Consider the following 12,008-nt stretch of genomic DNA (forward strand, 5'->3'; position numbering starts at 1 on the left):
CGACAGATGGTTTAGTCGACACTGGCTTTAACATCACCACGCAAAACGTGGGTGGCGAAGCGACCACAGCAGACAACGTGAAACTAGGTGAAACGGTTAAGTTCACCAATACCGATGAAAACTTGGTCGTAAGTACAACTGAAAATAACGATGTGATTTATGACCTAGCGAAAGACATCACAGTAGACAGCGTAACTGCTGGAACAGTTGATCCGACTACTGGTGAGCTGACAGAAGGTACTCAGCTGACAACAGCAGGTACAGAAGTCAAAGATGCTGGTGGTAACACAGCAACTTATGGTGCTACAGGTAGCAACCTTGAAGATGCTGTAGGTAACACCAATAACAGCACAGCATTGGGCAATACATTGACCAATGCAGAGACAGGTGCGACCACAACCAATGTTGCGGGTAGCACTACACTGAACGATGGCGAAGGCAACGAAACCATTGCGAATGCAGCGGGCACCGATGTCACTGATAAAGATGGCAACAATGCAACATATGGTGCCACAGGTTCAATCATTACCAATGCAGCTGGCGATAGCACAACTGTCACAGGCGACAACATCAGCGTAGGTGGTGCGAACCCAGTGACGGTGAATGGTAAAGATGGTGTGATTGGTGGCTTAACCAACAAAACACTTGATCCAAACAACTTTGTCAGTGGTCAGGCTGCAACAGAAGACCAAGTGGCACAAGTTGCTAATGACCTGAGCACTAACTTGACGGACACAGGTTTCAACATCACCACACAAAATGTGGGTGGCGAAGCGACCACAGCAGACAAAGTAAAACTGGGTGAAACGGTTAAGTTCACCAACACCGATGAAAACTTGGTCGTAAGTACAACTGAAAATAACGATGTTATTTATGACCTAGCGAAAGACATCACAGTGGACAGCGTGACAGCTGGAACAGTTGATCCGACTACTGGTGAGCTGAAAGAAGGTACTCAGCTGACAACAGCAGGTACAGAAGTCAAAGATGCTGGTGGTAACACAGCAACTTATGGTGCTACAGGTAGCAACCTTGAAGATGCTGCAGGTAACACCAATAACAGCACAGCATTGGGCAATACATTGACCAATGCAGAGACAGGTGCGACCACAAGCAATGTTGCAGGTAGCAGCACATTCACTGATGGCGAAGGCAATACCACGATTGCCAATGCTGCAGGTACATTGGTTAAAGACAATTTAGGCAATCAAGCACAGTACGGCTCAAATGGACTCACCATTACTGATGCTTCTGGCTCGACAGTGACGCTTGTATCTAACAAAGTTGATGTCGGTGGTAACACGATTAACAATGTTGCAGAAGGTGTTGAAAAAACAGATGCAGTGAACAAAGGTCAAGTTGAAAACCTGATTGCGGATGCATCAACAGATATGACCAACAAAGGCTTTGCAGTAACCGCTGAAGATGGTGAAACGGTTCAGAAGAAACTGGGCGAATCTGTGGATATTGTAGGCGATGACAATAACATCAGTACTGAAGTTAAAGATGGCAAATTGGCGATCAAACTCGCCGATGATCTGAACGTTACTTCAATCAATGCTGGTGGTAATGTCCTCAATGCTGCGGGTCTTACCATTGGTAATACTTCTGTGACATCGGGGGGTATTTATATCATCGGTGGTCCTAGCATCACAGTGGATGGCATCAATGCGGGTGATAAAGTCATTAGCAATGTGGCTGATGCTCAGAATGCCAAAGATGCAGTGAATAAAGGTCAGTTAGATGCAGCGATCAATGATGTTGAATCTAAAGTGGATCAGGTTGCAAACAATGCAGTTCAGTATGATGCTGCTGAAAAAGACACTGTGACACTCAAAGGTGAAAATGGCACGACTTTAACCAATCTTAAAGATGGTCAGGTTGCTCAAGGTTCTAAAGATGCGGTGACAGGTGGTCAACTGTGGAATGTTCAACAACAGGTGGATCAAAACACCAATGACATTAGTAATATTCAAACCAATATTGAGAATATTACCAATGGTAAGTCAGGTTTAGTTCAACAGGAGAACAACACTGCACCGATTACTGTTGGTAAAGACACAGGCGGTAAAACAGTCAATGTTGCGGGGACTGAAGGTGATCGTGTTGTGACAGGCGTGGCGAATGGTGAGATTGCTGCAACATCAAAAGATGCGGTGAATGGTGCACAGCTCAATACTACCAACCAAGCTGTAGTGGAATACTTAGGTGGTGGAGCAGGTTATGACAACATTACTCAAAGCTTCCAAGCACCAACGTATAACGTGGGTGATAAGACTGTAAACAATGTTGGCGCAGCAGTAGATGCCTTGAACCAAGCTGATCAGGCATTGGGTGCACGTATTGATAATCTAGGTGATCAATTGCAACAAAGCTTCTACTCAACCAATCAACGCATTGATGATGTGGAAAAACGTGCGAATGCAGGTATTGCAGCAGCAATGGCACTGGAAAGCGCGCCATATGTACCAGGGAAGTTAACTTATGCAGCGGGTGCATCGTACCATTCTGGTGAAAACGCTGTAGGTGTGACCTTACGTAAAACTGCGGATAACGGTCGTTGGTCATTGACAGGTGGTGTTGCGGCAGCATCTCAAGGTGATCCAAGTGTTCGTATCGGGATCAGCGGTGTAATTGATTAATGCTGAAGTTTAGGAAGATCCGAAGCGATCTTCCTTTCTTTTTTCACCTATTAGGATCGAAGCAATGAAAATTATTAAATCTTTCATGACAAGCAGTCTGATCTCATTGATCATTGCACCTCTGGCATTTGCCAATGCCCCGGTAGCACAGAGTGAAGAGGTTCAGTTTCCAGAGATTCAGGACAGCTATGTAAAACAGGTTCATCGTTTTGAACTGAATCAAATTGCGCGTTTAGATCAGCAACTCAATAAAGATCAAATTCGTTATATCTTAGGTCATCCACATTTTTCAGAAGGCATTTTCAATGTCAAAACCTGGAATTATGTACTGGATATTCGTCAGCCACGAACACAGCAATATAAACGTTGCCAACTCCGTATTGATTTTGATCAGAACCACTTGGCAGAGCGTTATTCTTGGAAAGGTGAGGAATGTCAGGGCTTAGTACAGTGGGGTGTCAATAATCAGCTGGCTGTTGCAGCCACTCCAGTCCCTGTTGAAGAACGTCAAGGCTCAGTGTTTTTCGCCTTTGATCGTGCTGATTATGATGGTATTGAAAATGCATCGCAGATCGAGCAAATTGTGGACAAGATCAAGCAACAAGATCAGGTGGATGTGATTTATTTGACGGGTTATGCCGATCGTTTAGGGGCAGCAGATTATAATCGTCGACTCTCTGCTCAGCGTGTGGAAACAGTCGCTCAGTATTTATCTCAACAGGGTATTGCGCGTGAAATGCTGAAAATCGAAGTACAAAGTAGTACTGAAAAATTCCAGCATTGTAGCGGTGAGAATCGTAATGTGCAGTTGATTGAGTGCCTAGCCCCGAATCGTCGTGTCAATATTACTTGGTAAGTACTCATGAATATGCTGATTAAGTCGTTGTTTATGGTGATCGGCCTTGCGGTCACCCATATCGCTTCCGCTGATACCCTTCAGCTTCCAAGCCAAGCTAATCATTCGGGACTCATGAGTCCAGAAGTGTTGACGCAGTATCCACAATGGGGTTTGGTGCGGACAGGTCATAGCTGTATTGAATACTATCAATTTCTACCCAATGGTGAAGTGAAAATTCAAAGCAATCAGGAACGTATCTTAGGTCGATATACGTTCTTGAATCATGCCAATGTGTTTGAATTGGCAGCAGTAAAAGTTGATTTTGTGTCAGACAATGGCAAGCCAGACTGCACAGGTGATGCGACCAATCAAAGTAACCATTCGACAGTCAACTACCTAAAACGTAAATCTGATCGAGAAATTTATTTCTGTGACGATGCGATGGGGAATAGCTGTCCTGTGTATTTAAGACCTGAAAATTGAAACGAAAGGAAGATGAAATGAAACGTATAGGTTTAGCACTATGCTTATTGGGTCTCGGTGTACATGCTCAAGCATTTGACAAGAGCAAATTAAATCTCGAAAATGATTTCTGGGGCACATGGTCAATCTATCATGGCAAAACTCAATGTGCTGAGAATTTCACATTTAGTAAACCTGCACAGTTTAAATACACAGCAAACCAGAAAAAGATGTCTGGTAATTTCTCGATTTTATCAAGTGATGATGCCCTTAAACATGATCTATTGGTATTAAATATTAAGCAGGACAACGCGCTAAAAGGGTGTGTTGAAGGGATGAAAAACATGACCGGTTATAAGCTGAATTTAACATTAAAATGGATTTCGAAAAATTCTGCATTGATCTGTACAGACCGTGAAGCGAAGAAGTGCACCAATCTCTATTTCATCAAGAAATCCCAATAAGGACATTATTTTTAGTTACTTTATTATTTAGAGAGTGAATTCATGTTAAAGCAAATTATTTTAGGCAGTGTCTTAATAATAGGTTTGTTACCTGTAGTCCACGCTGCTGACACGCAAAAAATAAACCTACAAAATGATTTCTGGGGCACATGGTCAGTCTACAATGCGAAAGCACAATGTACTGAAACATATGAGTTTAAAAAGCCAGGTCAATTTACTTATACGGCTAAACAGAAAAAACTGACGGGTGAGTTTGCGGTAATCACTAATGCAGACCCGAAAATGTTAGATGTGCTGATCATGGATGTTAAAACGGACAATAAAAAATCTGGCTGTAGCAAGGACATTCAAGACTATAGCAATGCTAAAGTCAATCTCAGCTTAAAGTGGGTTTCAGCCAATACAGCTGAACTATGTGTTGACCGTGAAGCGAAACAATGTACTGGCTTGTACATGATTAAACAGAAATAATCAGTCGCTATAATCTATGGTCTCTACGGAGACCATTTTTTAATACATCGTTTTATAGACTTATAAAAAAGATAAATTAAATTTATATAAAATTTAAATATTATTCATGAAAGTTTTATATTTTATCCTGCAGTAACGGTTTATATTAGCCTTAGAAATCCTTTTATATCGTTTCGCTGAAGGACGTTTTCCTCAGATCACTCACACGTTCAGTATATATAACGCGCACATGCTTCATCTTTAAAATGTAGTATGATGTGATGAAAACAAAGCTGAAATTTAAGTGTAAAGATGATCGACTCACAAAGTCATTCAGCTCACGATATGATTACGAATTAGCCAAAGGTAAGCCAGACGGTTTTACTTCAAGCTCAAATATGCTGGAACAATACAATGCCTGATTATCGTTCAAAAACATCGACACACGGAAGAAACATGGCGGGTGCGCGTGGCTTATGGCGCGCAACTGGAATGAAAGATGAAGATTTTGGTAAGCCAATTATTGCGGTAGTAAACTCATTCACGCAATTTGTACCGGGTCATGTGCATCTTAAAGATTTGGGTCAGTTGGTGGCACGTCAAATTGAACAAGCAGGCGGCGTAGCAAAAGAATTTAACACCATTGCAGTCGATGACGGCATCGCAATGGGTCATGACGGTATGCTCTATTCATTGCCTTCACGTGACTTGATTGCAGACTCAGTAGAATACATGGTCAATGCACACTGTGCAGATGCGATGGTCTGTATCTCCAACTGTGACAAAATCACCCCGGGGATGCTCATGGCAGCAATGCGTTTGAACATTCCTGTGGTGTTTGTTTCAGGCGGTCCAATGGAAGCGGGTAAAGTCCAAATCCGTGGTAATGAACAAGCGATTGACCTTGTTGATGCGATGATTGTGGCGGCAGATGACAACTATACCGACGAAGAAGTAAAAGCGTATGAGCGTTCTGCATGTCCAACATGTGGTTCATGTTCAGGGATGTTTACCGCGAACTCAATGAACTGCTTAACCGAAGCATTGGGTCTATCTTTACCGGGTAATGGTTCTACGCTTGCAACACATGCAAACCGTAAAAAGTTATTTGAGCGTGCTGGTCAGTTGATCGTTGAAATCACCAAGCGTCATTATGAACAAAATGACTACAGCGTATTACCACGTAATGTCGCGACCAAAGCATCGTATGAAAATGCCATGACTTTGGACATTGCGATGGGGGGGTCAACCAACACCGTTCTACACTTGTTGGCTGCAGCACACGAAGCAGAAGTGGACTTCACCATGGACGATATCGATCGTTTGTCTCGTAAAGTGCCAGTGCTATGTAAAGTTGCACCTGCAGTAAAAAATGTCCATATGGAAGATATTCACCGCGCGGGCGGTATTATGTCGATCCTTGGTGAATTAGACCGTGGTGGCTTACTTGATACCTCTGTACCAACAGTCCACGAAGCAACTTTAAAAGATGCTTTAGACAAGTGGGATATTATCCGCACTGAAGATGAAGAGGTGTATAACTTCTTTAAATCAGCACCGGGCGGTGTACCAACCCAAACGGCATTCTCACAAGATCGTTACTATACCCGTTTAGATGGCGACCGTGAAAATGGTGTGATTCGTAATGTTGAACATGCATTCTCGCAAGACGGTGGTTTAGCAGTTCTTTACGGCAACATCGCACTGGATGGTTGTATCGTAAAAACAGCGGGCGTTGATGAATCCATCTTAAAATTCAACGGCACAGCACATGTATTTGAAAGCCAAGACAGCGCAGTAGAAGCGATTTTAGGCGGCAAAATCACTGCAGGTGATGTGGTTGTGATCCGTTACGAAGGTCCACGCGGTGGTCCGGGTATGCAAGAAATGCTGTATCCAACCAGCTACTTAAAATCGAAAGGTTTAGGTAAAGACTGTGCACTGGTGACAGATGGTCGTTTCTCTGGCGGTTCATCAGGTCTGTCTATTGGTCACGTGTCTCCAGAAGCGGCTGAAGGTGGTGCGATTGGTTTGGTTGAAGATGGTGATCGTATCGAAATTGATATTCCAAACCGTACCATTCACTTAGCGGTAGAGGATTCTGTCATGGCAGCTCGCCGTGCAGCGCAAGAAGCCAAAGGTTGGAAGCCGGCTGAAGAGCGACCACGTAAAATTTCTAAAGCACTGAAAGCCTATGCAATGCATACCACAAGTGCCGCGAAAGGGGCTGTTCGCGATATCTAATTCGATTTAGATTGAATAAAAAAGCACTCGATGATGAGTGCTTTTTTATGTGTTTAACCTTCATTCTTTTGATATAAAATGAATCAAAAATGATCATGTGTTTATTGATTCTTGCAGTGTAAATCATTGAACTATTGGTGTTGAATTGTTATAAGTTTTGCATAAGTATTATATTTTTTAAAATTTGATCTAAATCTGTTGCGAAAGATGATTTAGATCTTTAGATATTTTCATCGAGGCTTGATTCATGTCATTGTTACGCCGTTGGTTCGATCCACTCCGATCGAGTTGGTTTTATCAAAGACCAATTCGCCAAGAGCCATTGTCGATTGAGCAAGGATTAACGATCTATTTACGTTTAGATGATGTGTATAGTTACCTGGCAGTACAACAATTAGGTCAGCTGAATGAGATTTTGAGTGAGGACATTAAACCACTTAAAATTGTCATTTCTGATACAGCAGCAGAACATCCAAATGAGATGACCGCTGAAGAATGGCGTGATTATAGTTTGCGTGATGCGCAAATTTTGGCACACCAACATCGATTTGGTTATGATAATGAAAAACCTGAAATTCCCAATGCTGAAGCCTTAAAACAAGCAGAAACCATCCTTCGAAAAACTCCGCTTCAAGATCAAAATTTTTTATATTTACTTGAAGATGTATTTCATATGTTGTGGCAACAACAGTATGGCAAATTACGAACCCTATTTATTTTAGCTACGCAGCATCAACATGATCAAGAATTGCCAGAACGTCAATTTAATCATAGTCCTGTTTTAGCCAGTTACTTCGAAGTAGGAGGACGTAGATATCATGCAGTCGATGATTTGTTACGTCTTACGAGACGCCTTAAAAAACAAAAATTACTAACCGATAATCCTATTTTTTTGATCAATCATATCGAATGGCGTGAGCATTTGATGAATGATGCCGAGGAACTCAGCGAAATTCAGGCCATGAATCCTGAGCTGGATTTGTATATCGCTTTAGAAGATCCGATTTCGTGGTTACTGTTGGCGTATATCAAAGAAGAACTCGCTGATTATTATGATATTGAACTGAATGTTTATCCTTTGATCTATCAAGGTCGTGATGCCTTTGATTGGAGTTTAGCAACGCGTTTATCAAAGCGTACAGATGTGAAATTCACACCGTTTTGTCGTCCGACGGAAGCCAGTACCTTGGAAATGGCAAAGCTATTTTATAGCGTACCTGAAGAAAGCCGTACAGATGCAATGTATGAAATTTTGCAGGCTGTATGGTCCAAAGGTAAAGATCCTTCTTATCGCGCCCACTTCGAGTACTTGCGACGTGAATTAGACATTGAGCAAATCACCACCGAAGACGTTGAAAAGAAACTTAAAGACAATGAGTTGATGTGTGAAATCAAATCGCAGCCAGATTTGCCTGTGATTGAACTTAGAATTGATGGTAAGAGTTATGTATTTAATAGCTTATATCGCGTTTGGATGATTGAAAGTATTTTCAGTAATGTGTTAGAACAAAAGTATAAGAGCGATAATGAACTAGAGCACAGACAGGAAGAATCAATTGAAGATCAAAAGAGAGAAGTGTGAGTCACTGATTCAAGCCCGTGAGAAAATCGATGAAATCGATCAGCACTTGGTTGAGCTTATTGCAGAACGCCAATTCTATGTAGATCAAGCCTTAAGATTTAAAAAATCAGTCCAGGATATTCAATCTCCTGAACGTGTCGAACAGGTGCTTCACAAAGTTCGTGAGTTGGCGACTGAACAAGGCTTAGATCCAGTCTTAGTTGAAAAAATCTACCGTGAAATGATTCAGCATTTTATCCAACGGGAGTTGAAAGAACTCCGTCCTTAGTCTATTCAATGAACGCTAAAATTCAGCCTTATTCAATATTTAGAGCCTATGGTTGAATGAATTTCTATAAAAAAGCATGTTTCAATTTACTGAAACATGCTTTTTCTTTTAAAGATATGAATGAGCCTCAAGTATATGGCGGGCGAATAGATTATGAACGCTGAATGACCAACGCTTATTCATAAGATGTGAAAAAATCAGCAATAAAAAAAGCAGCCTTGCGGCTGCTATAAACTTTAAAACTTCCAAATCAATCGTTAAATCATCAAGCGCATTTACTTGGCAGATTTGTCTGCAAGGCTAAAGAACCAATTCAATAACAAGGCAGCAAAAGTAGCGGTACCAATACCACCTAGATTAAAGCTACCAAGTTGTAAAGCAAAATCACCTGTACCCAAAATAATCGTCACTGCAGCGACCATTAAATTTTTATTTTGAGAGAAATCAACTTTGTTCTCAATCCAAATTTTTGCGCCAGCAATGGTAATCAAACCAAAAACAACAATTGAAGCACCTGTCAAAATCGCCGTTGGAATGGTATGAATAATCGCACCAAACTTAGGAGATAGACCAAGGAAGATTGCGAAAACACCTGCGATTGCAAAAATAATGGTTGAATAGACACGCGTTACGGCCATGACACCAATATTTTCACCATAGGTCGTCATACCCGGAGCACCGACACCACCAGCCAAAGTGGTTGCAACACCATCGGCAACAAAGGCTTTACCAATATGTGGATCAAGGTTTTCACCTGTCATGGCACTGACCGCTTTAATATGACCTAAGTTTTCAGCCACTAAAATTAAAGCAACAGGTGCAATGATAAGCATCGCATTGGTTGAAAATACAGGGGCATGAAAGTCTGGTAGACCGAACCATGCCGCTTGTTGAATTGGCGCAAAGTTAATCGCTGTACCGTAACCCATCACGTTTGAAACGATGTAATAGATGAAGTAAGCCGCCAATAAACCAACCAATAATAATAGACGTTGTAATAAACCTTTGGTAAAAACGGCGATCATGCCCATACACAGCACAGTCAACAACGCCATCCACATATTAAATGGATTTCCCGCAACAGCTTTGACTGTAACAGGGGCAAGGTTTAAACCAATAATCATGACCACAGAACCTGTCACAACAGGTGGCATGAGTTTTTCAATCCACTTGGTTCCAGTTGCCATCACCAAAAAACCAATGAGCGCATAAAGCACGCCACAAGCAATGATTCCGCCTGCTGCCACGGCAATATTGGGATTGGCACCACCTGCAGCGCTATAACCTGTTGCAGCAATCACCACACCAATAAATGCAAAGCTTGATCCCAAATAACTAGGAACACGTCCACCGGTCATCACAAAAAACAGAATGGTACAGATCCCTGACATTAAAATCGCTAGGTTAGGATCGAAACCCATCAGGAAGGGTGCAAGTACCGTTGCACCGAACATTGCAAAAGCGTGTTGAATCCCGAGAACTGCACTTTGAGCGGGTGGAAGATACTCATTGGTACCTACAGGTCGTGCATCAATGCTGCCTTCATAAGGACGCCATTTAGGAAACCAGTTGGACATAAAATGAGCACTCTAATAATAAATTGTGCACATGATACGCTTGTTTCAGCGATAAATGCCTATTGTAAGTTAAAAAAAAATTCAAACTAATCGTATGAATTTTATTATTTATTTACCGATTGGTAAAAATAAATATGATATAAAACAAGGGCTGTTTTGATTTATTTTCAACCTATCATTAAAATTTATAAGGTTTATTTGGTTGTTTTTTGATCAAATAAATGTGTAATTAAAAAATAAAAAATGTGAAACAATTCACCATTGCTTTAATTGGCAATACAAATTTTATTTCGTCCAGTTTCTTTTGCACGATAAAGCGCTTGGTCTGCAAGCAACATTAACTGCTGGTGATCATCATTTTCTAAAATACCATGGCTTAATCCGAAACTTGCGGTAAACCGAATGATATGTCCGTCATAAATCAATTCATGTTGTTCAATCGCTTTACGGCATCGTTCTAAAATGTGTTGGGCTGATTCAATCGTAGTATTTTCGAAAATCAGGATAAATTCCTCCCCCCCATAACGGCCTAAATGATCAATTTCGCGAATATTCGAACCTAATATTTTCGCCATATGAATCAGGACTTGGTCTCCACAATCATGTCCATATTGATCATTGATTCTTTTAAAGAAATCAATGTCGATCAAGCTCATGCTGATCGGCTGCTTTAAGTTCGGATGTGCTGTATAAATACGATCGAATTGAGTGGCGATACCGCGTCGATTTAGAATTTGAGTTAAAGGATCTATCGTCATCAGCAATCGCTGTTTTCGTTCACGATCCATCCAACGATTTAAGAATGAATTGAAAAAGATCACTAAAATGGTGCCGATAAAAGTTGTTGCAAATAAATTAACCAAGATAAAGTAAGTCTGTGTCTCTGCTACGATCATGCTAAAGGGGTGATATAAGGGTGCATAGGGCAAAATATCGATGACAGTTAGGATACTGGTGACATATAAAACCCCTAAGCAGGGTAGGGTCGAATAAAACATGATTCGGCGTTCAAACAGTAACAGCCCTGCCAAAATCGAACCAATGCTAAAGACGCCAGTGAGTATTGTCATCATCCCTGCGATGTAACCCACCATCATCAGCGATCCTGCATAAAATCCAACACATAAAATGGGGAAATAAAACTCACTACGCCGAGTCGCTTGAATAAAATAACTGGCAATGAACAGGAGGATAGAAATGAATATAAAAATCTGAAAGCACAATAAAATGTGCGGAATAAGCTTTTGATTAAAGAGTTCGAATTGTGTATTGGCTAAAATTGAAAGATAAAAAAAGGCATGGAAAAAGATCAGTACGCCACTGACCACTTTGGATTTTTGAATATTATCCACTTCCAAAAGCTGGATATAACCCAGCTTGAAGTTTTCAATTTGTTTTTTAAAGCAAAGAGATATCGACTGAAAATATTTCATGCTTGCACAAATGTTGTTGATTTATAAGATCATCATAGAACGCATTTT

General features: G+C 41.1%; 10 protein-coding genes. 8 read left to right on the forward strand and 2 right to left on the reverse strand.

Annotated features, from left to right (window positions below; translation table 11 throughout):
• The 8 genes from AC5YD2_RS11325 to AC5YD2_RS11360 form a co-directional block, all read left to right on the forward strand.
• Positions 1-2,642 (forward strand): YadA-like family protein (locus tag AC5YD2_RS11325; protein ID WP_496126433.1); only part of this gene is annotated, 2,642 nt, incomplete at its 5' end.
• Positions 2,643-2,706: 64 nt separating this feature from the next.
• Positions 2,707-3,498, forward strand: coding sequence for a trimeric autotransporter adhesin/peptidogylcan-associated protein TpgA (gene tpgA / locus AC5YD2_RS11330; protein WP_496126434.1), 792 nt, complete (start codon positions 2,707-2,709; stop codon positions 3,496-3,498).
• Positions 3,499-3,504: 6 nt separating this feature from the next.
• Complete coding sequence (locus tag AC5YD2_RS11335) at positions 3,505-3,963, forward strand: hypothetical protein (RefSeq protein ID WP_496126435.1); 459 nt, start codon at positions 3,505-3,507, stop codon at positions 3,961-3,963.
• Positions 3,964-3,980: 17 nt separating this feature from the next.
• On the forward strand, positions 3,981-4,406 hold the full coding sequence (locus AC5YD2_RS11340; RefSeq protein ID WP_496126436.1) for a hypothetical protein: 426 nt from the start codon (positions 3,981-3,983) through the stop codon (positions 4,404-4,406).
• Between the two features lie 42 nt (positions 4,407-4,448).
• The gene (locus tag AC5YD2_RS11345) at positions 4,449-4,877 is read left to right on the forward strand and encodes a hypothetical protein (protein ID WP_496126437.1); all 429 of its coding nucleotides are present in this window, start codon (positions 4,449-4,451) and stop codon (positions 4,875-4,877) included.
• 393 nt (positions 4,878-5,270) lie between these two features.
• Entirely contained in the window at positions 5,271-7,100 is a 1,830-nt protein-coding gene (ilvD, locus tag AC5YD2_RS11350) for a dihydroxy-acid dehydratase (protein ID WP_496126438.1), read from the forward strand.
• 247 nt (positions 7,101-7,347) lie between these two features.
• Entirely contained in the window at positions 7,348-8,682 is a 1,335-nt protein-coding gene (locus AC5YD2_RS11355) for a hypothetical protein (protein WP_496126439.1), read from the forward strand.
• Positions 8,663-8,950, forward strand: coding sequence for a chorismate mutase (locus AC5YD2_RS11360; RefSeq protein WP_496126480.1), 288 nt, complete (start codon positions 8,663-8,665; stop codon positions 8,948-8,950). The genes AC5YD2_RS11355 and AC5YD2_RS11360 overlap by 20 nt, the downstream gene beginning before the upstream one ends.
• A 275-nt stretch (positions 8,951-9,225) precedes the next feature.
• Here the strand turns inward: AC5YD2_RS11360 and AC5YD2_RS11365 are convergent, their stop codons facing one another.
• Together AC5YD2_RS11365 and AC5YD2_RS11370 are read right to left on the reverse strand one after the other, a co-directional pair.
• On the reverse strand, positions 9,226-10,527 hold the full coding sequence (locus AC5YD2_RS11365) for a solute carrier family 23 protein (protein ID WP_496126440.1): 1,302 nt from the start codon (positions 10,525-10,527) through the stop codon (positions 9,226-9,228).
• A gap of 266 nt (positions 10,528-10,793) precedes the next feature.
• On the reverse strand, positions 10,794-11,960 hold the full coding sequence (locus AC5YD2_RS11370; protein WP_496126441.1) for a GGDEF domain-containing protein: 1,167 nt from the start codon (positions 11,958-11,960) through the stop codon (positions 10,794-10,796).
• Positions 11,961-12,008: the final 48 nt, after the last annotated feature.

This window comes from Acinetobacter sp. CY73, assembly GCF_059515865.1.

What these genes read in the sequence shown, in the direction of transcription:
- tpgA (WP_496126434.1), top strand. Translation starts at nt 2,707, where the DNA reads ATGAAAATTATTAAATCTTTCATGACAAGCAGTCTGATCTCATTGATC.
- AC5YD2_RS11335 (WP_496126435.1), top strand. Translation starts at nt 3,505, where the DNA reads ATGAATATGCTGATTAAGTCGTTGTTTATGGTGATCGGCCTTGCGGTC.
- AC5YD2_RS11340 (WP_496126436.1), top strand. Translation starts at nt 3,981, where the DNA reads ATGAAACGTATAGGTTTAGCACTATGCTTATTGGGTCTCGGTGTACAT.
- AC5YD2_RS11345 (WP_496126437.1), top strand. Translation starts at nt 4,449, where the DNA reads ATGTTAAAGCAAATTATTTTAGGCAGTGTCTTAATAATAGGTTTGTTA.
- ilvD (WP_496126438.1), top strand. Translation starts at nt 5,271, where the DNA reads ATGCCTGATTATCGTTCAAAAACATCGACACACGGAAGAAACATGGCG.
- AC5YD2_RS11355 (WP_496126439.1), top strand. Translation starts at nt 7,348, where the DNA reads ATGTCATTGTTACGCCGTTGGTTCGATCCACTCCGATCGAGTTGGTTT.
- AC5YD2_RS11365 (WP_496126440.1), bottom strand. Translation starts at nt 10,527, where the DNA reads ATGTCCAACTGGTTTCCTAAATGGCGTCCTTATGAAGGCAGCATTGAT.
- AC5YD2_RS11370 (WP_496126441.1), bottom strand. Translation starts at nt 11,960, where the DNA reads ATGAAATATTTTCAGTCGATATCTCTTTGCTTTAAAAAACAAATTGAA.